Source organism: Acinetobacter sp. YH12156 (assembly GCF_013418235.1).
Classification (GTDB): domain Bacteria; phylum Pseudomonadota; class Gammaproteobacteria; order Pseudomonadales; family Moraxellaceae; genus Acinetobacter; species Acinetobacter pseudolwoffii.
The window spans coordinates 94,553-120,673 of the sequence record NZ_VPCL01000014.1 but is presented as its reverse complement, the minus strand read 5'-3'; the positions used below and the strand labels follow the sequence as shown (position 1 = coordinate 120,673).

Here is a 26,121-nt window from a genome sequence, read left to right as displayed (position 1 = left end):
AATATCTCCGAACATAAATTTATAAAATTAGATAAGATCTAAACCACGAGTAATATCACGAATAATATCACCAATCTCTTCTAAACCAACAGAAACACGAATTAAACCTTCGCGAATACCTGCTGCTTCTTTGGCTTCAGGCGATAATTTACCGTGTGTAGTGGTTGCCGGATGGGTAATGGTTGATTTCGCATCCCCCAGGTTACCGGTGATCGAGATAAACCGGGTATTGTCAATCACCGTCCAAGCGGCTTCACGACCGCCTTTCACCTCAAAAGACACAATGCCACCAAAACCCGTCTGCTGTTTCACTGCCAGCGCATGACCGATATGCGCAGGCAGACCGGCATAATAAACCTTCTCTACCTTTGGATGCTGATCCAGAAATTCAGCCAGTTGCTGCGCACTTGCTGAATGCTCACGCATACGTAAACGTAACGTTTCCAAGCCTTTCAGGAATACCCATGCATTAAACGGACTCATTGAAGGACCTGTGGTACGCACATAACCAAAGATTTCTTCCAGCAGTTTATGGTTTCCAACCACAGCTCCACCTAAGGCACGGCCCTGACCATCCAGATATTTAGTCGCAGAATACACCACCAGGTCTGCACCAAATTTGAGGGGTTGTTGTAACACTGGTGTACAGAAGCTATTGTCGATTGCCAGTAAAGCATCATTGGCATGGGCAATATCAGCCAATGCCTGAATGTCAGCCACTTCTGCAAGCGGGTTTGATGGAGATTCAACAAACAGTAATTTGGTTTCAGGCTGGATGGCATTTTTCCATGCATCAAGATCGGTCAAATCTACAAAATCGACACTAACCCCAAATTTTGCGACATATTTTTCAAATAGCGAAACAGTCGAACCAAAGACTGCACGTGAGCAGATGACGTGATCACCTGCTTTCAAAAAAGCCATGGTCACTGCCATAATGGCAGCCATACCTGAACTGGTAGCAACGGCGCGCTCTGCACCTTCGAGTGCCGCCAGACGTTTTTCAAACATGGCAACGGTTGGGTTGGTAAAGCGAGAATAGATATTGCCCGGTTCCTGACCTGAAAATTTCGCAGCAGCTTCGGCGGCATTTTCATAAACAAATGACGATGTTAGAAAAATGGGTTCAGCATGCTCACCCTCAAAGCTACGGGTATGACCTATACGGATGGCTAAAGTTTCTAATTGATATGAAATATCGTCTTGCTGGCTCATCGCTCTACCTCAGCCCTAAGGCTGCCTTTTGTAAAAAATTGCCAACATTTTGAGCGCCTATGCTATTTCAGGTCAAGGCATAATAAGCAATTATTGCTTAGACTTCGATCAATCCTTCCCCGGATACGGATATTTTATTTACATGATTCAGTTAAAACAAAACTTTCAGCGCCAGCAAAAAAAATTGAAACATTTCAGTGCCCGGATGTTTAATGCCTCCTCTCTGATTCTGTCGCAAAAAACGCCTTTTGAATATATTGCCAGCACCGAGTTTTGCAAGATTCGCTATTACGCCTCACCCGAGAAGAAATATAGGGAGCCGCTGGTATTTGTCGCCCCTCTCGCCATCAATATGGATATCTATGATCTGTATCCCTATCGTTCGCTGGTCAAACATTTTCAGCATAGCGGTTTTGATGTCTATCTGGTGGAATGGAAACGTTTTAACTTTAAGCATCGTCATTTAAACTTTTTGTCTTTTATTGATGCAGCCATTCCTCAATCTATTGAAACCATCTGCAAGCATTCGGACAGTCAGTTCATTTCCCTACACGGCTGGAGTATGGCTGGGGTATTTGTCACGCTTTATACCGCCTTGCATTCGCCTGAACATGTCAAAAATTTGATGGTCGTTGGCAGCCCCATCGACAGTTATGCATCAGGACGGGTCGGCAAACTGTTTTCGACCACCAATAAACTGATTTCTAAAAATAAAAATCTGCAATAGGCCATTCATCAGGGTCATATTCCAAAGCAATATATTCATACACCCGGCATTGTAAATGCCTTGGGCTTTAAGTTACTGGATCCGATCGGCTGGCTGAAAAGCCAGAAGCAGTTTTTGCTGAATCTGGATCATGTCGAAAATGTCTATGAACATGCCACCATGGGAAATTTTCTGAATAAGATGATTGATTATCCGGGCGGGATTAATCAGGACATGGTCTTACATCTGTGGCTGCAAAATCCTTTAAAACAAGGTTCAGTCACCTTAAATGGTCGTACTGTTGACCTTAAGAATATCAGCTGCTCGCTGTTGGTCGGTGCCGGCCAAACCGATCAGATTGTCACAGAACAGTCAGCTAAGCCTTTGATAGAATTGACAAGTAGCCAGGATAAGACGTTTACTCTGATTCCGGGTGGTCATCTGGGCCTGATGTCCAACCAGAAAACAGCCAATACGTTCTGGCCCAAAATGACGACCTGGCTGGCGCAGCGCTCTACACGTCTTGATGCTTAGCGCATCTGCGTCAGCATCGCCAAAAAACATTAAAATTTATTTACATATTCAGAGGATACAGCATGATTCAGTCAGTAGCATTTATCGGTTTAGGTGCCATGGGTTATCGTATGGCGGCACATTTACCCAAGCAGTTTGATACCGTCTATGTCTGGAACCGCAATTTTGACAAAGCAGAGCAACATGCTGCTGAATATGGCACTCAAGCCGTTACGCTAGAACAGGCCGTTCAGGCAGATATTATCTTTTCATGTTTGCCGACCAGTGCCGATGTAGCACAACTTCTGGAAAATTTGTCGCTTAAATCCGGCTCAGTCTGGGTCGACTGTACCAGTGGTGTACCGGATTCCGCGCAAACACTGGCAGCACAACTGGCTGAACGTGGTGCTATCTTTCTGGATGCACCGGTCAGCGGTCAAACCATTGGTGCTGAAAATGGCACCTTGACAGTGATGGTAGGCGGCGATGTCCAAGGTTTTGAAAAAGCCCTTCCTGCGATGCAGGCTTTTGGTAAGCTAATCAAGCATGTCGGTGAATCTGGCGCAGGTTTTGCTGTGAAGGCGGTAAATAATATGTTAATGGCTGTAAACCTGTGTGCCGTCGCAGAAGGCTTTACTACACTGAAAGCGCATGGGGTAAACTTGCATGAAGCGCTGGATTGTATTAATGCTTCAAGTGGTAAAAGTATGGTGACTGAAACCGTATTGCCACAGCGTATTTTAAACCGCAGTTTTCCTGTAACCTTTGCCCTGCCACTCTTGGCCAAAGATACAGGTATCGCAATCGACCTTGCGCGTGAAGCCAAACTTTCTGCGCCTGTGCTCTCGTTGACCCAGAATCTGATTCAGGCGGCTAGCGATCTGTCGGATAAAAACAGTGATTTTTCCAGTGCTGTGAAAATGTATGAATCATGGAGTAATATTACCATCGAGTAATATATCGCCATTGAATAATGATAACGAAACCTCATATTGTGACTACTAGGCAGGCACATATAGTGGATAACCCAGAGGAAACTCGCATGAAGAAATTTTCTGTTGCAGCATTGATTGGCTTTGCAACTTTGTTCGGGGCTTCAACATCGGTTCTTGCATCTGAACAAGAGTGCAAAAAATTAAAAAATGATCATGACGTGATTTATGCGTCTAAAGGTTTCTGTTTTAAAGATCCAGAAGCAAAAGCCAAGTTTGGTAATGACAATTGCTATACAACCAAACCAAAATTCTCGGAAAAAGAGCAACAGCGTCTTGACGCGATCAAAGATCGTCAGAAAGAATTGAACTGTAAATAATTCAATTCAATAACGCTCAAGGAATGTACTTATGACTTATGATGATCAGAATATTTTTGCACGAATTCTACGCGGTGAACTTCCTGCGATTAAAGTGTATGAAGATGACCAGGTTCTTGCATTTATGGACATCATGCCGCAAGCAGATGGTCATACTCTGGTCGTTCCGAAAGCACCAGCCATCACTTTACTGGATCTAGATCCTGAAGCTGCGGCCTATACGATTCAAATTGTACAGAAGGTTGCGAAAGCAATTGAAAAAGGTTTGGGCGTTGACGGCATTGTCCTGATGCAATTATCAGGTGCTGCTGCTGGCCAGACTGTACCGCATATTCATTTTCATCTAGTGCCGACTTCTCTGCACAACTTGGGTAAACATGCTGCCCAGATGGGTGATCAGGAAAAAATTAAAGCGCTGGCTGAAAAAATCAAAGCTGCACTTTAAGTTTAACTGAATAAAAAAAATGGAGCTTCGGCTCCATTTTTTTATTCTACTTAAAGCATAAAACTTTAGAAATAAATGCGAATCATTAAGATAATAGCAACCAAATTATCTTTAAATACAAAAAATTGAATGTGTAATATTACAAAACTTACAAAATACAACATTTAACAGATTTGAAATATTTCCTTAATCTTACTGTCTTATTTGTAATCGATACTTGGCACCAATAGAGCGGTACATGTTTCAACACATGACTGAAACTTGTTTTAAGACGATGAATAAAAAGTCTTTATTGGAGCAACACATGAAAAAAACGTTATCTGCATTAGCAATTGGGGCAACAATTTTAACACCAATGATGGCAGCTGCTGCTGATGTTAAAGTGTATGGTCGTGCACACGTTTCTTTAGATTATCTGGATGATGGTGCAGATTATAACGAAGTTGGTCTTTCTTCAAACTCTTCACGCCTAGGCTTTAAAGCTGAACAACAATTAGAAAATGGCATGACTGTTTTTGGTCAAATTGAACAAGAAATTAACTTTGCTAGTGGATCTGCTAATAATAGTGGTGTTGACTTCGCAACTCGCGATACCTTTGTCGGTTTAAAAGGTGACTTTGGTCAAGCACGTGTAGGTCGCTTTGACAGCCCGTTTAAAGTCGCGCGTGGTCCAGTGAATTTCTTTGGTGACCAAGTTGGCGACCTTCGTAACGTCACACGTGTGAGTGAACAGCGCTTTGATGAACGTAATGCCAACACCATTGAATATAAATCTCCAAAATTTGGCGGTGGTTTCAATGTATTAGGTGCAATGTCACTTCATGAAGCAAATAGCCCAGATGCATCTAAAGATGGCGCAAAAGACAAAGATAAAGCATATGATCTTGCTTTAACTTATAAAGAAGGTGCTATTGATTTTGCTACAGCTTACGAACACTATGAAGAAGAAGCTTCAAAAAATGAACGTGATGGCTTCCGTATCGCAGCAGCCTACAAAATTACACCAGAATTTAATTTAGGTGCTTTATACCAATACACTACATTTAATGAACAAGGTACTGCAGCAGACTTGGCGGCAGCCGAAGGTAGCGATTTAGATAAATTGATTTCAAAACAAGATACACATGTTTTTGGTGTAGCAGCTGATTATAAATTTGCACCAAAAACCTATCTACGTGGTCAAGTGTTCCATCGTGATGTAGATGCAGATGATGCGAATGCAACATTATTGGCACTGGGTGTAGAACATCGTTTAGACAAAACAGTACGTGTATACGCAAACCTGGCAACCGTACTAAATGATGAAAACTCAAATGTAACACCATGGGGTCAGGCGCGATCAAATAATGTAGCTGGTGAACGTGGTGAAGATGCAACTGGTCTTTCTCTAGGCTTCCGTTACGACTTCTAAGCTTTACCCTCCTCCAAAAGCTTAAAAAGAACATGCTTCATGCATGTTCTTTTTTTTTGCGTGTTTTTATTGAAAAAATAGTAAAAAGATTGCGATACAAAGCTACAACCCCCTTCTAACAACAGGCTTACACAGTTTGACTGATTTATCCTTATATTTTAAAACCAAGCATTTCTATCAGATTAAAAAATATAAAACCACACAAATCAGAATAAAAATAATTTACATTTAAATAGATAAATATAACTGTTTTAGTCGGATTTAAAATCTGAAAATTTACAAAAAATAATAAAAAATATTTAGAATATTTTTTGTTTAATTTAATTATATTTCATTTATTTTCAATATCTTATAAATATATTCTTATTTAAACTGTATCGTCTATTTATTTTTTAGTTACAATAGATTAATAATATACAACAAGTCACAGACAGGCTTAGTCGAATGAGCTTAGTTCCCAAAAATCTAAACCAGAGAGTAGTTAGAGAAATAACCGCTATTTTAATTATCAAAGTTATTTTACTGATGATCATTAAAAACATCTGGTTTGATGCACCTACGATTCCTAAAAATTTTGACAACCAAGTCGCCGAGCGTATCGCCGGCAATCCTTCCCAAATCCAGGAGACACGTTGATGATTTCTGAAAGCGTGGTCGATCTCTCGCGGTTCCAGTTCGCCATGACCGCGATGTATCACTTTATTTTTGTTCCACTGACTTTAGGCCTGGCTTTTCTGCTTGCCATTATGGAAACCACCTATGTGATTTCCGGCAAAGAAATCTATAAAGACATGACCAAGTTCTGGGGAAAACTGTTTGGTATTAACTTTGCCTTAGGGGTAACCACAGGCCTGACCATGGAGTTCCAGTTCGGAACCAACTGGGCTTATTACTCGCATTATGTCGGTGATATTTTTGGTGCACCGCTGGCGATTGAAGGTTTGATGGCCTTCTTCCTTGAATCGACCTTTATTGGCTTGTTCTTCTTTGGCTGGGATCGCCTGTCCAAAGTGCAACATCTGGCAGTTACCTGGCTGGTAGCTTTAGGTTCGAACATGTCTGCGCTGTGGATTCTGATCGCCAATGGCTGGATGCAAAACCCGGTTGGTTCTGTATTCAACTACGAAACCATGCGTATGGAAATGGTGGACTTTGCCGCACTGATCTTTAACCCGGTTGCTCAGGTAAAATTCGTACATACAGTGTCTGCAGGTTATGTCACAGGTGCTATTTTTGTACTGGCCATTTCAAGTTATTACATGCTGAAAAAACGTGACTTGCCGTTTGCACGCCGTTCTTTTGCCATTGCAGCCATCTTCGGGCTTGCGTCTACACTTTCAGTGATTTTACTGGGTGATGAATCAGGTTATGAGCTGGGCGATGTCCAAAAAACCAAACTTGCGGCGATTGAAGCAGAATGGGATACGCATCCTGCACCAGCAGCATTCACCTTATTTGGGATTCCAAATGCAGAAACCCAAACCACTGACTATGCGATCAAGATTCCTTATGCGATGGGTCTGATTGCAACCCGCTCCACCACTGAACAAGTGACCGGAATTAAAGATCTGATTACTCAGCACGAACAGCGGATCCGTAACGGTATGGTGGCGTATGAACAGTTAGAGCTGCTCCGTGCAGGAGATAAATCACCTGAGCTTAAAGCGGCTTTTGATGAATCACAAAAAGACCTCGGTTATGGCTTGCTGCTGAAGAAATATACGCCAAATGTGGTGGATGCGACTGAAGCACAAATTAAAGCTGCGGCGGCAGACACTATTCCACACGTACCAAGTCTGTTCTGGGCCTTCCGTGCCATGGTCGGTTCTGGCTTCTTGATGCTGCTTCTCTTTGTTCTGGCTACCTTTGCGGTTGCGAAACGCAATGCTGAAAACAAACCTTGGTTATTAAAATTTGCCTTATTTGCACTGCCTTTACCTTGGGTGGCTGCACAAACTGGCTGGTATGTAGCAGAAGTCGGTCGTCAGCCTTGGACGATTGGTGAAGTCTTACCAACTCATCTTTCAGCCTCCAGCTTAAGTACTGGCGATGTATGGGGTTCAATCCTGGCATTGGCAGCCTTCTACACGGTGTTATTGATTATCGAGATGTATCTGATGATCAAATTCTCACGCCTTGGTCCAAGTTCCCTGCATACCGGTAAATACCACTTTGAAAAGCTTGCAGCAGAAAAGGCAAATGGGGAGACTCAAGCATGATCGAATATGAATTACTCAAAATAATTTGGTGGGTGCTGGTCGGCGTATTGCTGATTGGCTTCGCCCTCACCGATGGCTTCGATATGGGCTCTATGGCGATCATGCCATTTGTGGGCAAAAATGATAACGAGCGCCGTGCTGCAATCAATACCATTGCCCCGCATTGGGATGGTAACCAGGTCTGGTTCATTACTGCCGGGGGGGCTTTATTTGCTGCCTGGCCAATGGTTTATGCAACAGCCTTCTCTGGCATGTACTGGGCATTATTACTGGTACTGTTTGCCTTATTCTTACGTCCGGTCGGCTTCGATTACCGCTCTAAACTGGAAAATACCAAATGGCGTACTTCCTGGGACTGGGGCTTGGCGATTGGTGGTGCAGTTCCGGCATTAGTCTTTGGTGTAGCGTTTGGTAATATGTTCCTCGGTGTGCCTTTTACCCTGGATGAAACCGTACGTTCTACCTACACAGGAAGTTTCTTTGCCCTGCTGAATCCATTTGCGATTGTGTGTGGTCTGGTCAGTTTATCGATGTTATGCGCACATGGTGGTGCATGGCTGATGCTGCGTACTGATGGCGACCTGCGTCAACGTTCTGCCAAAGCGACACAAATCATGGGTCTGGTCTACTTGGCGACTTTCCTTGCTGCGGGTGCATGGTTGTATTTTGGAAACATCCAGGGTTATAGCCTGGTGATGCCTTTTGACACCAATGGTGTTGCCAACCCATTAGCAAAAGAAGTACTGACCAATGCCAATCCGGGCTGGATGAACAACTATTCAACTTATCCAATTACAATGGCAGCTCCAATTGCCGGCATTCTAGGGGGATTAATCATTGTACTGGCTGCAGGTAAAAACAAGGCTGGCTTGAGCTTCCTGGGTTCTTCTCTGGCAGTCGTCGGTGCAATCTTGACTGCCGGTTTTGCCCTGTTCCCGTTCCTGATGCCATCCAGCTTAAATCCGACTGTCAGTCTGACGATGTGGGATGCGGTATCCAGTAAAAACACCTTAACTGTCATGACAGTTGCAGCTTGTATTTTTGTTCCATTGATCCTGATCTATACCACTTGGTGTTATTACAAGATGTGGGGCGTGATTACCAACAAACATATTGAAGACAATTCACACAGCCTGTATTAAGGCTGTGCACTAAGGAGACAAAATTATGTGGTATTTTGCCTGGATTCTGGGTGTACTGATGGCGTGTTTTGCCAGTGTGATTGCTGCAATTTATATGGAACAACACCAAGACCTGGATGAGGAATAAAATATGACCGAAGCTGCGCTTGAGAAAACCGTTGTAGACAAGAAACCAAACAAATTTGCGATGATGATTTCCTGCCTGCTGGCTTTTCCTCTCGCCGCAGTGTTATTGGTTCATCCCTCTGCAATGCTGGATGCCAACGGTGAATATAGCCATAGTGCCATGATGTATATCATGATTGGTATTTCTGGAGGCTTTGTACATGGTGTCGGTTTCGTACCTCGCCACTGGTTCTGGAAATGGCTATTTAGTCCATTTTTGGCTTGGCCTTTGATGATCTGGGGCTATTACACCTGGTTTTTCAGTTAAGTTTTAAGACTAAAGAGGCCCTCGATTGAGGGCTTCTTTATATCGTTTATCCATTTCTGCTTTTTGTTGTATGGTTATATCACTCTGCATTTGGAAGCAATTTCCACATTGAGCATGAATATAATGAAGATACTTTTCTTTACCCGCATGTCTTAACAATATTTGTAAAACCGGAACACATCCGACTTTTAGAATAATTTATCGATGGGTATGAATCGACATCACAATTCCCATACCTGCGAGCATTGAGATCACCGCCGTTCCGCCATAACTCATGAGCGGCAATGGGTCTCCAGTCACCGGTAAGATACCACTCACCATGCCCGAGTTTAAAAATACAAAGAAGAAAAAGGTCAGTCCAATAGCTCCGGCATATAAACGTCCAAAATTATGAAAACTGTTTAAGCCAATCATCAAACAACGAATAATAATCGCAGTAAATAAACTAAATAGCAGAAACACACCAATAAAACCGAATTCTTCGGCATAGGTCGACATAATAAAGTCGGTATGATGCTCGGGCAGATAACCCAAATGCGATTGTGTCCCTTCAGTATAACCTTTGCCTGTGGAACCACCTGAACCAATGGCGATTTTGGACTGAATGATATTCCAGCCTGCACCCAATGCATCCGACTCCGGATCAAACATCGTGGTGATACGTTTCTTTTGATACTCTTGTAGTACAAACATCCATAAAACCGGTGCTGCTACAGCCAGTGCTGCTGCCGCACCAACAATCAGACGCCACGACATCCCACTTAAAAACAAGACAAAAACACCCGGAACCACCAAACCAATATTCAAGTCAGGTTGGAGTGCAACCAAAACAAATGGTATAGCCAGTAAAATTAATGCACCGACAATATGTACAAATTTGGGAGGAAATGGCTTACGTGCAAAATACCAGGCCATCATCAAAGGCATGGCAAATTTCATTACCTCACTCGGTTGCATACTCCCAATACCAGGCAAAGTAATCCAACGCGTTGCACCCAGGCGTTTTTCACCAATCACAAACACCAAAAGCAGCATGAATATGCCAAAGGCATACAGGTAGGGACTGATCGCCTGATAGACTTTCGGTGGAATCTGCGCACAGATAAACAGCAGCACAAAACCAATCCCGAAACTAATCGCCTGACGAACAACCATCCCGGAATCTTCAGAGGTCGCGCTATACACCACCATCAACCCCAGGATTGCATTGAGAACCAGAAAGCACAACAACCAGGGATCAAGGTGCAAATTGGTCCACCGGGATGAATCTTGCGGGTTAATACTACGTCCATCACGCAAAGAATGACGTAAAAACCGATACTGCTGTGAAGGTATCATTGGCCAAAAGGTGAAAAAGAATGATGGCAAAATTATAAGTGAAAGCTATAGGGAATAGATCGCTATAGCCAGATTTATTCTGCTTTTATTCAAATTTTATCGAATATATTTTTAAGCCTGAGCTTGTAAAATCAGCTTGGCCAGTTCCAGATCATCTGGATAGGTAATTTTAATATTATCGGAGCGCCCTTGCACCACACTCACCTGCTCACCGATATGTTCCAGTGCGCTGGCTTCATCGGTAATGTTAGCACCATCCTGCAAAGCCTGTTCAATCGCCCGTTTTAATGTGCCCAGCTTGGCCATTTGCGGCGTTTGTGCCTGCCAGAGCATGGAGCGATCCACCGTTTCCTCAATATCAGAACCGGTGACTACACGCTTAAGTGTATCTCGTACCGGAATCGCCAGAATCGCAGCCCGATCCTGTGCAATTGCCGTATTGACCAACTGTTGAAGACAATCCAGACTGACACAAGGGCGTGCCGCATCATGCACCATGATCCAGTCATCTTCAGAGGCCATTGCAGATAAATAATTTAATGCATTCAGCACCGAATTCACTCGCTCTGCGCCGCCCAAACAAAAATGTGCTTTTTCCAGATCGGAAAATGGCAGAGTTTTTGCGACATTGTCCTGTGTACCAATCGCCAATACATAACCAGTCAAAGGCAATTGATTCAGACGTGCAACGGTATGTTCAAGAACAGTTCGTTGTTGAAGCGTCTGATATTGCTTGAGTTCTGTTTTAGAAAAACGGCTACCTGAACCTGCAGCAGGAAGAATGACCCATAATTTACGGGGTATTTGTTGGCTCAGGTGACTCATTGGTTCGCAGATCTACTTTAGAATTTGGATTAAGATAGATGGGTTTATATTGAGTACTGATCGTGCTCATTTGAATAAAAGTTTCACGTGGCTTAATCAGGCCAAGATCTAAACGCGCATGTTCTTCGATGGCTTCAATACCATTCTTTAAATCGTAGACTTCTGCCGCCAGAACGCGATTACGTTCTTTCAGCTCATCATTCAATTCCATTTGCTGCTGGATTTTCTGGGTCAGCTGCTGATGATCATGATAACCACCTTCACCAAACCAGTATAAATATTGAAACCCTGCGATCAAAATGATCGCAAGGCCCAACAGTACTTTACTCGCAGTCGAGTCGAATACATTTAACATTGACATAAGTCGCTTAGTTCAAACCTTTAAACTCAGCTTTACCGCGATATGCAGCATTAGTCAATTCTTCAATACGAAGTAACTGATTATATTTCGCTACACGGTCAGAACGGCAAAGTGAACCGGTTTTGATTTGACCTGCTGCTGTACCTACTGCAAGATCCGCAATGGTTGAATCTTCAGTTTCACCTGAACGGTGTGAAATCACAGTAGAGTAACCATTTTCTTTGGCAAGATAGATCGCATCTAAAGTTTCAGTCAAGGTACCGATCTGGTTATATTTGATCAGGATCGAGTTACCTACTTTTTCGTTGATACCACGTTGCAGGATTTTAGGATTCGTTACGAACAGGTCATCACCTACCAACTGGATCTTGTCGCCAAGAATCGAAGTCAGGTAAGACCAGCCTTCCCAATCCGACTCATCCAAACCATCTTCAATTGAAATAATTGGGTATTGGTTTACAAGGCCAGCCAAATAGTCAGAGAACTGGTTGCTGGTGAACGCTTTGTTGCCTTCGCCCGCAAGAATGTACTGACCATTTTTGTAGAATTCTGAAGATGCACAATCCAGCGCCAGCATAATGTCAGAACCTGCTTTGTAGCCAGTTTGACCAATTGCTTCAAGAATAACCGTGATTGCTTCTTCGTTAGAACGAAGGTTTGGTGCGAAACCACCTTCATCACCCACAGCAGTGTTTAAACCTTTTTTGTTTAATACTGATTTAAGTGAATGGAAAATTTCAGCACCGGCACGTAGCGCTTCAGAGAATGAAGTGAAGCCTACAGGTTCAATCATAAACTCTTGGATATCAACGTTGTTGTCTGCATGTGAACCACCATTGATGATGTTCATCATTGGTACAGGCATGGTCAAAATCGAGTTGTTGCGAAGGTCTGCAATATATTGAAAAAGAGGAATTTTCTTTTCATCAGCAGCAGCGCGTGCAGCAGCCAAAGATACAGCTAAAGTTGCGTTTGCACCCAGTTTTTCTTTGTTTTCAGTACCGTCTAAAGCAATCATCGTGTTATCGATGTCTTTTTGTTCGAATACAGATTTACCAAGCAAAGCATCACGGATTAAGGTGTTTACATTATTTACCGCAGTTTTAACACCTTTACCTAAGTAACGTGCTTTATCGCCATCACGAAGTTCTAAAGCTTCACGAGAACCAGTTGAAGCACCAGATGGTGCACATGCACGGCCAACTACGCCAGATGCTAAGATTACGTCTGCTTCGATGGTAGGGTTACCACGAGAGTCCAAAATTTCACGTGCACGAATGTCAACGATTTGGCTCATGAACTATTCCTCAGTTGATTAATATGAGCTGCCTTTAGGGCAGCGCAAGAGTGATAAACTCAGTGTGTATCTAACTTTTCGAAACCTTTGACCAAGGTATCCAATTCTTTTAGCTGTGCCAAGAAAGGCTCAAGTTGAGACATGCGCAATGCACATGGGCCATCACACTTGGCTTTCTCTGGATCAGGATGTGCTTCCAGGAACAAACCTGCAAGACCGGTTGCCATACCTGCACGCGCCAATGTGGTAATCTGGGCGCGGCGTCCGCCAGCAGAATCGGCACGGCCACCTGGAGTTTGCAAGGCATGGGTGACATCAAAGAACACAGGCACATTCATTTCTTTCATGATATCGAAGCCCAGCATGTCTACAACCAGATTGTTATAGCCAAATGCTGAACCACGCTCACAAATGATCAGTTTGTCATTTCCTGCTTCCAGACACTTATGCAAAATATGACGCATTTCGTGTGGTGCAAGGAATTGTGCTTTTTTGATGTTGATGATGGCATCGGTTTTTGCCATGGCTTCCACCAGATCCGTCTGACGACTCAAGAAAGCCGGCAGCTGGATAATGTCCGCCACTTCTGCAACAGGCGCCGCCTGGTACGGCTCGTGTACATCAGTGATGATTGGCACATTAAAGTGTTTTTTAATGTCAGCTAACCACTCGAGACCTTTGTCGAGGCCTGGGCCACGGAACGAGTTCAAGCTTGAACGGTTGGCTTTATCAAAGCTGGCCTTGAACACATAGGGAATACCCAAACGTGTACAAATATCGACATAAGTCTCAGCGATCTCAAAAGCCAAGTCTTTAGATTCAAGTACATTCATTCCGCCGAATAATACAAATGGCAAATGATTTGCCATTTGTATATCGCCCAAACGTACAATTTCTTGTGGTTTTAATTGCGACATTTAAACTTCCTAGTTGTGTCCTACACACCGATTATTGAGTTTTTTGGTACTGCTTTTTCGCAGCATCAATGAAACCGGCAAATAATGGATGACCTTCACGTGGTGAGCTGGTAAATTCCGGGTGGAATTGTACCGCAATAAACCAAGGATGTTGAGGAATTTCAACTGTTTCTACCAGATGCTGTACCGGTGAATAACCAGAAATCTTCATGCCTTTTTCTTCAAGCAATGGGATATAACGGTTGTTCATTTCGTAACGGTGACGGTGACGCTCAATGATTTCTTCAGAACCATAGATTTCAGCTGTTTTTGTGCCTGCAACCAGTTCAGATTTTTGAGCCCCTAGACGCATGGTGCCACCCAAATCAGAGTCAGCAGAACGTTGCTGAACTTCACCGCGCTCATCTAACCATTCAGTGATCAAGCCAATCAATGGAGATTTGGTCGAACGGTTAAATTCAGTCGACGTTGCATCGCTAATGCCCACAACATTACGTGCATATTCGATTACAGCCAACTGCATACCTAAGCAAATACCAAGGAAAGGTACACCGTTTTCACGTGCGAATTGAATCGCCTGCATTTTGCCTTCAGTACCACGTTCACCAAAACCACCTGGAACCAGAATCGCATCGGCATCTTTCAATACTTCGTTCACGTCCTGGCTTTCAAGTTCTTCTGCATTGACATAGTCAATTTGGACTTTAACGCGGTTTTTCACCCCGGCATGTAAAAGTGCTTCGTTCACAGATTTATACGCATCTGGAAGTTCTACATATTTACCGACCATCGCTACACGAACGGTGTATTCTGGGTTCAATAATGCTTCTACCACGTTATCCCAATCGGTTAAATCCGCTTCAGGAAGGTCGTTATAACCAAAACGTTCGCAGATTAAATCATCAACATTCTGTTCGTAGAAAGTACGTGGAATCTGATAGATCGAACGTGCATCTTTACATACCACAACGGCACGTGCTTCAACGTTGGTAAATAATGCAATTTTACGGATAGTATCTGCATCTACATCGTACTCGGTACGGCAGATGAGAATGTCTGGCTGAATACCAATCGACAGAAGTTCTTTAACAGAGTGCTGTGTTGGTTTGGTTTTTAATTCTGCTGCAGACTTAATGTATGGGAGTAACGTTAAGTGCATTAACATGGTACGTTTATGACCAAGTTCAACCATTAGCTGACGTACAGATTCCATGAATGGGAGAGATTCAATGTCACCTACTGTACCGCCGATCTCTACAATCGCAACATCATAGCCTTCGCCTGCACGCAGGACACGCTCTTTGATATTGTCAGTAATGTGTGGAATAACTTGCACAGTACCACCCAGATAGTCACCACGGCGTTCTTTGTTCAGAACATCTTGGTAAACACGACCTGATGTGAAGTTATTCAGTTTGGTCATTTTCGCACGACGCAAGAAACGTTCGTAGTAACCCAAATCTAAGTCTGTTTCAGCACCGTCTTCTGTAACAAAAACTTCACCATGTTGGAATGGGCTCATCGTCCCTGGATCGACATTAATGTATGGATCCATTTTTACCATGGTCACTTTTAAACCACGAGCTTCTAAAAGTGCAGCAACAGAAGCAGCTGAAATACCTTTACCTAGTGATGAAACTACACCACCAGTAACGAAAATAAAATGGGTCATTGGGTTTCTCGTACAATCGAGCCTAAATCGGCCTGCAATGTTGCGCAATTTTACTTTACCTTGTACCTAGAAAGCAAAGTCAATCCGCATCAATTCAAAGAACAATAAACAATTGACTATTCTAACAGCAATTCCAATAAAAAATTACTGTAAGTTCATATGATTTCTATCTTGTAATTTGCTGCTATAATAGTGTAATCCCCTCCACACTTTTCTGTTTGATGCAATGATGATGAAGAAATTTTTACTCTGTACCGTAATCCTGACTGGCCTGAGCTTGACTGCGTGTGTAAAAAAAGAAGCACCTAAAGAAGAAGAACAAGTTGAGGTTAATCCAGCACCTGAAGTTGTAACGCCTGAACCAGCACAGTTTGAACCGCTTGAGCCGGTAGAAGACGCGGTAATTGAAGAAGTTCCAGAGACAACTGTGGAAATTCAACGTGAACAGACAGCTAACACGACGACTGAAATTCGTCGTGAAGTGAAGAAGCCTGAACCTGTTGAAGCTACACCAGCTCCAACAAGAACGCCGTCAGAAAACAATCCAGCTCCAGAGCCTTCAAAACCTGCAGCAACGCCTAAATCAAACTCTGATTCAAACAAATCTGAAGAAGACGCTGTGGCTGATGCCATTGCAGCAGCGATGCCAGCGCTTGATTAATCAAGAGAATTCATCAAAAAAACCCAGCTTTTGCTGGGTTTTTTTATTACTCTTTTTTAAGCAGATGTCGGTGCAGAATTACGAGACAAGTGCATCAAATAGTCTGCCATTAATCGCGTAGCCCACGATTCTGTTTGCATCAGACCTTGATAAAATCCGCAATGACTGCCTTTTTTGGTGGTAATCACCATGATATTCGACATTGCCCGAATTTTTTCTTTATAAGGTTCCAGATTCTGGATATGACACACCGGATCATCTTCCGCATTTAAAATCATTAATGGAACTTTAATGTTTTCAAATACATAAATTGGATTCGTGGCCTTACTATAACTCTCATAGTCTGAAAAACCGGCCAGTTGATAATAACGCTGTTCAAACTCCGATAAGTCTTTTACCTCCAGCAATTGCTTCCAGGAAGGATAAATTTGCCAGGTTTCCTGATAAGGATGAATAAAGCGTTTGATTAGTTTTTTGGCCATGACTTTGCTATAAAACGGATGTACATGGGCAAATCCAGTTTCGGTGTTATAGCCTGGACATAAGGCAAAAGCCGCTTTTAACGGTGTTTGTGATCCCTCTTCTCCGAGATAACGCACCAGCAAGCCTGTACCCGCAGAAGATCCAACCCCATACAGTTCAGACTGAGGAAATCTATCCTGTATATACAGCAGTTGTTCACGTAGATCTTGGGTCGAGCCGAACAGGTTCATTTTAGCTACAGGCATGGGCAGGTCTGCATGCCCACGGCGCAAACACAAGGCCACTCGCCAACCGGTATGTTTATGCAGATCCTGTACCAGTTCACGCATCGACTCTGGAGAGCCGGTGATGGTATGTAATAAGACAATGGTCGGTGTATTTGCTGGCAAATCCAGCCCATACCAGGCAATACCGGTAATCCCGCCATCCGACATTTTTAGCTGTTCAAGTACATCATATTTAAGTTTAATCGTATGTTTTTTAATAAGATCCAAATATAGAATATGTGCGTGTGCATTGGCTAACCACGGCGTAGGACGATATTTTTGTTGCAGCTGCGGTAAGCGTTCAATGAGTCCTGAAAAAACACCATTTGGATGGTAATACAGGGTCGGTTCATCTGCGCCACTGAAGCGATCTAGATATTCACTGGACAGCTGACCCAATTTTTTAAGCAACATTTTCATCTGTCATCCTCTCTAGTTCGACTAGCTGTGATTTACAAACTTCATGCCGACTTGAATCAATAATTCGAATTAAGTTTTAACTTGGAATGACTGCATCCGTTGGCCCATTTGTACCGCTAAGGCTTCAAGTCCAGACTTAGGCCGGATCATCACTTCAAAATCAATGATCTGACCTTCTTCATTAAACTGAATCATGTCAACTCCCTTGAGTTTTTTATCGCTTACCTGAGCAGAAAACTCAAGTACGACATTGTTACCATCTTTACTTATAAATTCACGGTGATAAGTGAAGTTTTCAAAGACTTGGATCACATTGCTCAGAATAAAAAAGACCACCTGTTTGCCAGGATAAGGATGAAAAGCCACAGGTGAGCGAAATACAACATCCTCAGCAAGTAACTCATTCAAGATCGACATATCGCGGGTTGCTAACATCTCGTGCCAACGATCAATGGATTTTTTTGTAGTTTCGATGCTCATTTGAGGTTCCTTTTTTGTTTTGATATTTTAAATACAGAGCGCTCCCCCTTTATTAAAGGTGAGAAGTACTGCTTCACAAGGGAGATTCTTTCTTATAAATCCTCTCCTTTAATAAAGGAGAGGAAAAAAAGCAGGTTTTAATATTTTTAGATCACCGCTGCCAATTCAGCCCCCTGACGAATGGCACGTTTAGCATCTAACTCACCCGCTTCTTTGGCGCCACCAATCAGGTGTACACTTTTACCAGCAGATTTTAACTCATCAAACATGGCGGTATAAGATTCCTGACCAGCACAAATAATGACATTATCCACTTCCAACACCATTTGCTTATCATTGACGGTGATATGCAAGCCCTGATCATCAATCCTGTCATAGCTGGCACCCGCAATCATTTTCACGTCACGATGTTTAAGCCCTGTGCGGTGAATCCAGCCCGTGGTTTTACCCAGACTAGAACCCACAGAAGCAGCTTTTCGTTGCAATAAGTAAATTTCACGGGATGATTTTTCCAGAACTGGAGTTTTTAAACCACCGACCTGATCATATTTGGTATCGATGCCCCATTCATCATAGAATTTTTCTGGATTGATACTGCCACTTTCCCCTTCATGGCTCAGAAGTTCCGCGGTATCAAAACCAATACCCCCCGCACCAATAATCGCCACACGCTGTCCCACAGCTTTACGCTCTTTTAACACCTCGAGATAAGATAAGACTTTTGGATGATCAATCCCCGGAATATCCAGTTGACGCGGGGTTACCCCTGTTGCCACGACAATCTCATCAAATGCTGACACTTCAAGTTCTGCAAAACTGGCAGTATGATTTAACTTTAACTTGATGCGTGGCTGCAACTCGATTTGACGTTTAAAGTAGCGCAAGGTTTCATAAAATTCTTCCTTGCCCGGAATGGTTTTGGCAATATTAAATTGTCCCCCAATCTGTGCAGCCGCATCAAATACCGTGACCTGATGACCACGATTCGCTGCATAGACTGCAAAACTTAAACCGGCAGGACCTGCCCCAATCACGGCAATATTTTTCGCTTCGCCAACGTCTTTGAAGATGAGTTCGGTTTCATAACAGGCCCGTGGATTGACCAGACAGGTGGCAATTTTCATCGAGAAAATATGATCCAGACAGGCCTGATTACAACCGATACACGTATTGATCTCATCGCTACGACCCTGTTCAGCTTTAAGCACAAACTCAGAGTCAGCCAGCATTGGACGCGCCATGGAAATCATATCGGCATCACCAGAAGCCAGTACATACTCAGCCATCTCAGGTGTATTGATGCGGTTAGAAGTAATGAGAGGAACTTTTACCAGACCTTTGAGCTTGCGGGTAACCCAGGTAAAGGCTGCACGAGGAACCTTGGTGGCAATTGTCGGAATACGTGCTTCATGCCAGCCGATGCCGGTATTGATAATCGTGGCACCGGCTTTTTCAATGGCTTTAGCCAGTTGTACCACTTCATCTAAAGTTGAGCCACCTTCCACCAGATCCAGCATAGACAGACGATAGATAATAATAAAGTTTTCACCGACCATTTCACGGGTACGGCGCACGATCTCGATCGGGAAACGAATGCGGTTTTCATAGCTGCCGCCCCATTCATCATCACGATGATTGGTTCGCGCTGCAATAAACTCGTTAATCAAATAACCTTCCGACCCCATAATTTCTACGCCATCATAACCGGCATACTGTGCCAGCTTGGCACAATTGGCGAAGTCATCAATAGTTTGCTGAACCTCAGCTGAACTCAAAGCATGCGGCTTGACCGGGTTAATGGGTGCCTGAATCGGAGAGGGTGCAACATTTTCTGCCTGATAGGAATAACGGCCCGTGTGCAAAATTTGCAGGGCAATTTTCCCGCCTGCATCATGCACCGCTTGGGTAATCACTTTATGCTTTTCAGCTTCTTCGACACTGTCAAGCTTGGAGCCGCCCTGAAACGTCACCCCATGATCATTGGGTGAAATACCACCCGTCACGATTAAGGCCACGCCACCTTTGGCACGCTCTGCATAAAAAGCTGCCATCCGCTCATATCCGCCGGGTGCTTCTTCAAGCCCCACGTGCATTGACCCCATCAGCACCCGGTTTTTGAGTGTGGTAAACCCTAAATCAAGCGGGGCAAGTAAATTCGGATATTTAGACATTTCAACTCCTTAGCGTGCTGATGTGCTGGCTATTTTTATTCAGCTGATCAGATATTGCATTTATCGATCAGAATTATGCAACTTGTTGCACTAATATATAAATCAGAATTGATTTTTATGCAACATGTTGCATAATAATCCCGAGTCATTTTTTTGAGACGTTTATGTCTTTATCGCATGTGCTACTGACCAGCCTGATTGAAAAACCCAGTACCGGAATAGAACTGGCGCGGCGCTTTGACCGCTCAATGGGATTCTTCTGGAATGCGACCCACCAGCAAATCTATCGAGAGCTGAACGCCATGTCAAAACAGGGTTGGATTTCAACACTCGAAGAAGAAGATGCACATTCACGTAAAAAAACCTATCAGGTTGAACTGCCCGGTCGTGAAGAATTGGCTCACTGGATGATACAGCAAAGCCCACCGGCACAGTTGCGCGAAGAATTGATGGTACGCTTACGTGCTGAAGCGCAGCTTGGTGGCAACAACACATTAGCGGAACTGGAACGGCATTTAGTCCTGCACAAAGAAAAACTCAACACCTATCAGCAAATTTTTGCCAAAGACTTTGCCCAAGCTAATGAAAATGATCGCACCCTGTATATTCATAAAATGATTTTACAACTCGGCATTGATCAAGAACTTGGCTGGATTCACTGGCTGGAAACCGTTATTCCGCGACTCAAACAGTTTAAATAAACGATCGGGATAAAAATAAGGAGAATATTCATGCCCTTTTATCGCATGCCAGACGGCGAACAGCTGTTTGTACGTGAATACGGTCAGGGTCAACCGGTTTTAGTGTTGTCTGGTCTGGGCATGTTGAGCTGGCAATGGGCGGCCTTTTTATATCCGCATAAAAACAGGTTTCGTTTTATTATTCCAGAATGGCGTGGTTTCGGTGCATCCAAAGACTGTAAAATTCCAGCAAATCTGGATGCAATTAACTGTCATTGGCAGGATGTGCGCTCAGTGGTAGATCAGCTCAAGTTCGATCGAGTCATAGTCATTGCCTACTCTATGGGGGCAACCACACTTATGCATGGTCTGCACTCTGATCATTTCGCTAAACGGATCACGGCTTATTTGCATATTGATCAGACACCCAAAATACCGGTAGATGATACTTGGGCTTTTGGTCTGTTTGGATCAAAACATGACGAATTTAGGGAGATTTTGCAGCAACTGTCTGTTCTCCTCGCTGCACATCCGCAAATTCAATTTATTCGCGATCTAGATCAAACAGTACGCCAACAGATTGGCGCATTATGGCTGCGCTTTATCCAGCTGCAAAACAGTCATCCCTATAGTCTTAAAGCATTTGAGTTTTTACTGCATCAACCTCGCTTTCAAAGTTTATTACTGCCATCCAGCCGTGTGGACTACATGGCCTGGTATATCAACAATTATCTGTATCATCGAGAAGATTACCGTGAAGCATTAACCAAACTTCAATGTCCGGTGACTTTCTTTAGCGGCGCGCAATCCCGGCTCTATCCTTTTGAAGGACAGCGCCTGATTGCAGAAAGCCTGCCTCAAGCCAAACAGGTGATTTTTAAAAAATCCGGTCATACGCCCTTGCTGACTGAACCGCTAAAATTTTCCAGAGAACTCGGTGTCTTCTTGAAAGAGAATTCACAATCGAGTACTTCAGCAGTTTAAATATTCAGGAGAAAAATAATGAAAAAACTGGTGGTCTTTTCAGGTGCGGGTATGAGCGCAGAAAGTGGCATCAATACCTTCCGTGACAGCGATGGTCTTTGGGAACAGTATCGGATTGAAGATGTCGCCACTCCGCAGGCCTGGGCCAGAGATCCGCAACTGGTACAGCGCTTTTACAATGCACGCCGAAAAAATATTCTGGAGGCAGAGCCAAATACTGCACATCTCCAGATTGCGCAACTGCAACAAGATTATGATGTGCATGTCATTACCCAGAATATCGATGATCTGCATGAACGTGCCGGCAGCAGCAAAGTGATTCATCTTCATGGCAATATCCGACTGGCTAAAACCTCAGGTCCAGATGCACAAAGTACGACCCAATTCTATCCGGTTGAAGAAACTGAATTAGATTTAAACAAGCACTTTTGCACAGCAGGTTATCCACTGCGTCCACACGTGGTCTGGTTTGGCGAAGCCGTTCCTGCCTACGCAGAAGCCCAAAGTTGTGTACAAGATGCCGATATTTTTGTGGTGATTGGCACCAGTCTGCAAGTTTATCCAGTGGCGGGATTGATTCATGACATTCCGGCATCTTGCCAGGCCTATTATATTGACCCCAAAGCAGACCAACAACAATTGCCGGTACAATTTCACAAGATCACCCAAACGGCCACTCACGGTATGCAACAGTTGATCCAGCTCCTAGAAAAATAATTTCATCACAAGACATATGCTGTGTCATGTTCAATGATGATTATTCAGGTATTTAGAAAACGTAGCGACACTTAATCATATTGGTTACAGCCTAAATACATCTAACTCTTACTGTCTATAGCATACACCTCGTGATTTTCTAAAGTGAAATAACCGTATCTAAGGCGCCACACTTAAACCAAATTTTTTCAAATTTGGATATTCATAGGGGGCATCTTCAGCTGGATAACGTAATGACTCGAGCCCATAAATTTGTGCAATATTCCATAAAATACTTTCACCCGCAGGTAGAGTTTGTGGCTGAATTTTATAAATTGAATCCTGATAAGCGCTATCACTATCAACAAATTTCCAGCCCTGTTGCTTAAACAAATCAATAATGTCTTCTAGCCAAGCCGCATTAATGGCTCTTACATGAAGTAAAAGCACATGCTTGGGGGAACGTCCTAATGTTTGTTGTGCTAAATTATCGTAATACTGTGCTCGATCAAGCAAATGAAACAGATAGGCTTGTTTTAATTTATTCAGGTTTTCTTGATCTTGTGCTTGCTGATACTGCAAAAACAGTTGATTGTAATACCAATCACTCGCATCGATGCTAACAGTTCCCGATTGATAATGATGGGTTATCAGCCATTGTCGTACTCCTTCCCTTTTTTCTAGCGTATTTCCCTCTTTAAGAAATGGAAATCGGTAATGTGGTACAAATCCGGGTAATGTAGAAAATATTTGATGTCCTTGCTCTATGTCTTTTAAATAATTTTTCAAGCTAATGTCATCTTTATTTAGGTTAAGATGTAAATTTCCATGATTGCCTATTCGATGCCCCTGTTTCCCCCACTCTGAAATCATCTGCAACCCTTTTTCTGTGCTAATTTTACTGACGCTTGGATAGACAATAGCCAAAATTCGCTTTTGTTTTAGGGTATTTAGAATGTCATTATTGATATGACAAGCATCTGGGTTATTGGCTGGGTCTAGTCCATCATCGAAACTGAGGGCGATCTGTTGAGCAAAAGCCACATGAGAAACACAGAGACATAGGCTTAAGACAATTTTTTTAATCATAAATGAGTGCTAGAGCTTAGAAAATAAATATCTTTTAACCTAATAATTATTCAAACTGATTGAACTTTACATCGACGGCTAATACGAAATTTATTTATTATCTAAGCTTATATATTGAATGGCAATTTTTTTAATGAATCACCACTTAGCTGTGGTGTAATGAGATTCCAGACATTATAAATGAGCGCCTATGTATCACATTATCGAGTGTGTTGGCTTTTAAATTTTAGTAACTTCAATATTTTTTTAATTGACAGAACGTAACAATCAATTTTTAATCAGCAGATTGTTGCATAAATGGAATTTTGGAATGCTGACTGATCTTGATGATTTTTACTGCTTTGCACAGGTGGTGGAACATGGCGGCTTTAGCGCAGCCGAACGTGCAACAGACATCCCTAAATCCAAGCTTAGCCGTCGTGTCCATAACTTGGAAGAACGTCTAGGTGTCCGCCTGATTCAACGCAGCTCGCGTCATTTTGCGGTCACCGATATTGGCATGAACGTTTACCGCCATGCACAAGTCATGTTAAATGCAGCACAGGCAGCACATGATCTGGTCGATCATCTTAGTACCGAACCGCGTGGTACGATTAAAGTCAGTTTGCCGGTTTTAATTGCCCAGAATGAAATCGCCAAAATCCTGCCAAACTTCCTCAAGCAATATCCAGAAATTAAAGTTCAGATGATGATCACCAATCGCCGGGTCGATATCATTAATGAAGGCTGTGATCTGGCACTGCGGGTACGCTCCAATCTGGATGACGATCCGAATCTGGTCATCCGTCAGTTTGAAAAAATTGAACAGCATCTGTTTGCAAGTCAAGGTTATCTCAATCAGTTTGGTGAGCTAAAAACCCCCGAGCAACTGGCTGAACATAAGATTCTGACTATGGCAGAAGATCATACCGAACAATTTCTGACCTTACAAAACGAGCAGCAAGAACAAAAGAAAATTCGGGTCAGTCCAACTGTATTGGGTTCAGACCTCAATATGTTGGCGCAACTTGCGGCTTCAAGCTGCGGGGTGACCTTATTGCCAGATAACGTGGTAGAGCAGTATGTGGCACGTGGCGAACTGGTACGGGTTTTACCTGACTGGAAAGCACCGCATGGTATTTTTCATGCGGTTTATCCCTCACGTCGCGGTCTGCTGCCTGCAGTCCGGGTATTTATTGACTATCTGGTCGCAGAATTAAACCATAGCTAATAAAAATATGGACAAAAAAATAGCTCATTCTTGGGGAAAAATGAGCTAGAGAAACAGGTCACTACAGCACAGTGAATAAAAAAGGAAACTTTGTAACTGACACTCAGTCTAACCAGACTTCTATTTTCAAACCATTGTTTTGCTGTAGTGTTTTGTATATTTTTGTCAGCAAAAACGATGAACTTGTAAATTTGGCAAGTCAAAAGTTTTTAACAGAAATCCCGTCAAAATTTTAAATTTCCGGATAATCACCCGTGCCTTCAGGCCATGGAGAGAGTAATTCAAATCCGGTTTCGGTCACATAAACCATATGTTCCCATTGTGCAGACCACGATTTATCCGTGGTAACCACAGTCCAGCCATCTTTTAGCTCTTTGACACGAGCTTTACCCATATTTACCATCGGCTCAATGGTAAAGACCATACCCGGCACCAGCTTGATGCCTTGACCCGGCTGTCCATAATGCAGAATATTCGGTTGTTCGTGATAAACCTTGCCGATGCCATGACCGCAATACTCACGCACAATCGAATAGCCTTCACGCTGTGCAACGGTTTGAATTGCATAACCAATATCGCCTAAGGTAGCTCCCGGCTTCACTGCATGAATCCCGGCCAGCATCGCTGCATAGGTGGTATTGACCAGACGTCTGGCTTCTGGAGATGGGGTTCCAACATAGTACATCCGGCTGGTATCACCGAAATAACCATCTTTAATGATCGCCACATCAATATTGATAATATCACCATCCTGCAACACGGTTTTTGAGGATGGAATACCGTGACAGACTACTTCATTCGGCGAAATGCAGGTGGTCTTGGTATAACCATAATAGCCAATATTGGCCGGTGTTACTTTTAGAGTATTGATAATAAAATCATGACAGAGATCATCCAGATATTCGGTCGTGACACCTGGCTTGACATGCTCCCCGATCATCGCTAAAACTTCTGCGGCTAAACGCCCAGATATCCGCAATTTTTCTACATCTTGCTCAGTTTTAAGACTAATCGCTGGAGCTCGCATATATCTATCCTCACTATGAATATCTGAATTATAGTCCCTTTTTTATTACATATGTCACAGTTAGTAGATTTCATCACCGCAATTTTTCTGGAAATCAGAATTTCAACTGTTGCTTATTCATATAAACAATAATCTGAGAATTTTAAAG

26 protein-coding genes and 1 pseudogene are annotated in these 26,121 nt (G+C 43.1%); 15 read left to right on the top strand and 12 right to left on the bottom strand.

Going from position 1 to position 26,121, the window contains the following annotated elements:
• Nucleotides 1–27 precede the first annotated feature (27 nt).
• Nucleotides 28–1,215, bottom strand: a complete 1,188-nt coding sequence (locus FTU87_RS12895; protein ID WP_100355326.1) for an O-succinylhomoserine sulfhydrylase — start codon at nucleotides 1,213–1,215, stop codon at nucleotides 28–30.
• A 142-nt stretch (nucleotides 1,216–1,357) separates the two neighbouring features.
• Between FTU87_RS12895 and FTU87_RS12890 the strand changes: the two are divergent.
• The 10 genes and pseudogenes from FTU87_RS12890 to FTU87_RS12845 all read left to right on the top strand — a co-directional run bounded on the left by FTU87_RS12890 (nucleotide 1,358) and on the right by FTU87_RS12845 (nucleotide 9,396).
• Nucleotides 1,358–2,455: pseudogene (locus tag FTU87_RS12890) on the top strand (alpha/beta fold hydrolase).
• A 62-nt stretch (nucleotides 2,456–2,517) separates the two neighbouring features.
• Nucleotides 2,518–3,390, top strand: coding sequence for an NAD(P)-dependent oxidoreductase (locus tag FTU87_RS12885; RefSeq protein ID WP_180097585.1), 873 nt, complete (start codon nucleotides 2,518–2,520; stop codon nucleotides 3,388–3,390).
• Nucleotides 3,391–3,476: 86 nt separating this feature from the next.
• Nucleotides 3,477–3,746 carry a YARHG domain-containing protein gene (locus FTU87_RS12880; protein WP_004278704.1) on the top strand — a complete coding sequence of 90 codons (270 nt, stop codon included), beginning with the start codon at nucleotides 3,477–3,479 and terminating at the stop codon, nucleotides 3,744–3,746.
• Nucleotides 3,747–3,777: 31 nt separating this feature from the next.
• A complete protein-coding gene (locus FTU87_RS12875) occupies nucleotides 3,778–4,191 on the top strand; it encodes an HIT family protein (protein ID WP_005170623.1) in 414 nt (137 codons plus the stop codon).
• Between the two features lie 304 nt (nucleotides 4,192–4,495).
• The gene (locus FTU87_RS12870; protein ID WP_180097584.1) at nucleotides 4,496–5,602 is read left to right on the top strand and encodes a porin; all 1,107 of its coding nucleotides are present in this window, start codon (nucleotides 4,496–4,498) and stop codon (nucleotides 5,600–5,602) included.
• Between the two features lie 444 nt (nucleotides 5,603–6,046).
• Complete coding sequence (gene cydP, locus FTU87_RS12865) at nucleotides 6,047–6,238, top strand: cytochrome oxidase putative small subunit CydP (protein WP_004645265.1); 192 nt, start codon at nucleotides 6,047–6,049, stop codon at nucleotides 6,236–6,238.
• Nucleotides 6,238–7,821: a cytochrome ubiquinol oxidase subunit I gene (locus FTU87_RS12860; protein WP_180097583.1), complete on the top strand. Its 1,584-nt coding sequence runs from the start codon at nucleotides 6,238–6,240 to the stop codon at nucleotides 7,819–7,821. The genes cydP and FTU87_RS12860 overlap by 1 nt, the downstream gene beginning before the upstream one ends.
• Nucleotides 7,818–8,963, top strand: coding sequence for a cytochrome d ubiquinol oxidase subunit II (cydB, locus tag FTU87_RS12855; RefSeq protein WP_074383199.1), 1,146 nt, complete (start codon nucleotides 7,818–7,820; stop codon nucleotides 8,961–8,963). Before FTU87_RS12860 ends, cydB begins: the two co-directional genes overlap by 4 nt.
• A gap of 25 nt (nucleotides 8,964–8,988) precedes the next feature.
• Nucleotides 8,989–9,090: a cytochrome bd-I oxidase subunit CydX gene (gene cydX / locus FTU87_RS12850; protein ID WP_004278713.1), complete on the top strand. Its 102-nt coding sequence runs from the start codon at nucleotides 8,989–8,991 to the stop codon at nucleotides 9,088–9,090.
• 3 nt (nucleotides 9,091–9,093) lie between these two features.
• Nucleotides 9,094–9,396 (top strand): cyd operon YbgE family protein, encoded by a 303-nt coding sequence (locus FTU87_RS12845; protein ID WP_005170606.1) that lies wholly within the window; start codon nucleotides 9,094–9,096, stop codon nucleotides 9,394–9,396.
• 198 nt (nucleotides 9,397–9,594) lie between these two features.
• Here the strand turns inward: FTU87_RS12845 and rodA are convergent, their stop codons facing one another.
• The 6 genes from rodA to FTU87_RS12815 form a co-directional block, all read right to left on the bottom strand.
• The gene (gene rodA, locus FTU87_RS12840; RefSeq protein WP_180097582.1) at nucleotides 9,595–10,734 is read right to left on the bottom strand and encodes a rod shape-determining protein RodA; all 1,140 of its coding nucleotides are present in this window, start codon (nucleotides 10,732–10,734) and stop codon (nucleotides 9,595–9,597) included.
• A gap of 111 nt (nucleotides 10,735–10,845) precedes the next feature.
• Nucleotides 10,846–11,559 (bottom strand): 2-C-methyl-D-erythritol 4-phosphate cytidylyltransferase, encoded by a 714-nt coding sequence (gene ispD, locus FTU87_RS12835; RefSeq protein WP_005097091.1) that lies wholly within the window; start codon nucleotides 11,557–11,559, stop codon nucleotides 10,846–10,848.
• On the bottom strand, nucleotides 11,528–11,920 hold the full coding sequence (locus FTU87_RS12830) for a septum formation initiator family protein (protein WP_005097092.1): 393 nt from the start codon (nucleotides 11,918–11,920) through the stop codon (nucleotides 11,528–11,530). Before FTU87_RS12830 ends, ispD begins: the two co-directional genes overlap by 32 nt.
• Before the next feature lie 7 nt (nucleotides 11,921–11,927).
• The gene (gene eno, locus FTU87_RS12825; protein ID WP_005097093.1) at nucleotides 11,928–13,217 is read right to left on the bottom strand and encodes a phosphopyruvate hydratase; all 1,290 of its coding nucleotides are present in this window, start codon (nucleotides 13,215–13,217) and stop codon (nucleotides 11,928–11,930) included.
• A 59-nt stretch (nucleotides 13,218–13,276) separates the two neighbouring features.
• Complete coding sequence (gene kdsA / locus FTU87_RS12820; RefSeq protein WP_005106657.1) at nucleotides 13,277–14,134, bottom strand: 3-deoxy-8-phosphooctulonate synthase; 858 nt, start codon at nucleotides 14,132–14,134, stop codon at nucleotides 13,277–13,279.
• A gap of 31 nt (nucleotides 14,135–14,165) precedes the next feature.
• Nucleotides 14,166–15,806, bottom strand: a complete 1,641-nt coding sequence (locus FTU87_RS12815) for a CTP synthase (protein WP_005097095.1) — start codon at nucleotides 15,804–15,806, stop codon at nucleotides 14,166–14,168.
• Nucleotides 15,807–16,032: 226 nt separating this feature from the next.
• On the opposite strand from FTU87_RS12815, the gene FTU87_RS12810 reads away from it, so the two are divergent.
• On the top strand, nucleotides 16,033–16,467 hold the full coding sequence (locus FTU87_RS12810) for a hypothetical protein (RefSeq protein ID WP_180097581.1): 435 nt from the start codon (nucleotides 16,033–16,035) through the stop codon (nucleotides 16,465–16,467).
• A gap of 56 nt (nucleotides 16,468–16,523) precedes the next feature.
• On the opposite strand, the gene FTU87_RS12805 is transcribed toward FTU87_RS12810, so the two are convergent.
• The 3 genes from FTU87_RS12805 to FTU87_RS12795 form a co-directional block, all read right to left on the bottom strand.
• Nucleotides 16,524–17,636, bottom strand: a complete 1,113-nt coding sequence (locus FTU87_RS12805; RefSeq protein WP_005097097.1) for a YheT family hydrolase — start codon at nucleotides 17,634–17,636, stop codon at nucleotides 16,524–16,526.
• A 69-nt stretch (nucleotides 17,637–17,705) separates the two neighbouring features.
• Nucleotides 17,706–18,116 (bottom strand): nuclear transport factor 2 family protein, encoded by a 411-nt coding sequence (locus FTU87_RS12800; protein ID WP_180097580.1) that lies wholly within the window; start codon nucleotides 18,114–18,116, stop codon nucleotides 17,706–17,708.
• Between the two features lie 146 nt (nucleotides 18,117–18,262).
• Nucleotides 18,263–20,287, bottom strand: coding sequence for an NADPH-dependent 2,4-dienoyl-CoA reductase (locus FTU87_RS12795; RefSeq protein ID WP_180097579.1), 2,025 nt, complete (start codon nucleotides 20,285–20,287; stop codon nucleotides 18,263–18,265).
• 164 nt (nucleotides 20,288–20,451) lie between these two features.
• Here FTU87_RS12795 and FTU87_RS12790 point away from each other — a divergent pair, with 164 nt between their 5' ends.
• Genes FTU87_RS12790 through FTU87_RS12780 form a run of 3 tightly spaced genes read left to right on the top strand, consistent with a single transcriptional unit; the run spans nucleotide 20,452 to nucleotide 22,668 of the window.
• Nucleotides 20,452–20,988 (top strand): PadR family transcriptional regulator, encoded by a 537-nt coding sequence (locus FTU87_RS12790; protein WP_005097101.1) that lies wholly within the window; start codon nucleotides 20,452–20,454, stop codon nucleotides 20,986–20,988.
• A gap of 30 nt (nucleotides 20,989–21,018) precedes the next feature.
• Entirely contained in the window at nucleotides 21,019–21,951 is a 933-nt protein-coding gene (locus FTU87_RS12785; protein ID WP_180097578.1) for an alpha/beta fold hydrolase, read from the top strand.
• Between the two features lie 18 nt (nucleotides 21,952–21,969).
• Entirely contained in the window at nucleotides 21,970–22,668 is a 699-nt protein-coding gene (locus FTU87_RS12780) for an NAD-dependent deacylase (RefSeq protein WP_180049039.1), read from the top strand.
• Between the two features lie 159 nt (nucleotides 22,669–22,827).
• Here the strand turns inward: FTU87_RS12780 and FTU87_RS12775 are convergent, their stop codons facing one another.
• Nucleotides 22,828–23,736 (bottom strand): polysaccharide deacetylase family protein, encoded by a 909-nt coding sequence (locus tag FTU87_RS12775; RefSeq protein ID WP_180049041.1) that lies wholly within the window; start codon nucleotides 23,734–23,736, stop codon nucleotides 22,828–22,830.
• Nucleotides 23,737–24,046: 310 nt separating this feature from the next.
• On the opposite strand from FTU87_RS12775, the gene FTU87_RS12770 reads away from it, so the two are divergent.
• Entirely contained in the window at nucleotides 24,047–24,946 is a 900-nt protein-coding gene (locus FTU87_RS12770) for a LysR substrate-binding domain-containing protein (RefSeq protein ID WP_005097107.1), read from the top strand.
• Nucleotides 24,947–25,178: 232 nt separating this feature from the next.
• Here FTU87_RS12770 and map read toward each other — a convergent pair whose 3' ends face one another.
• Complete coding sequence (gene map, locus FTU87_RS12765) at nucleotides 25,179–25,973, bottom strand: type I methionyl aminopeptidase (RefSeq protein ID WP_074383204.1); 795 nt, start codon at nucleotides 25,971–25,973, stop codon at nucleotides 25,179–25,181.
• Between the last annotated feature and the right edge of the window lie 148 nt (nucleotides 25,974–26,121).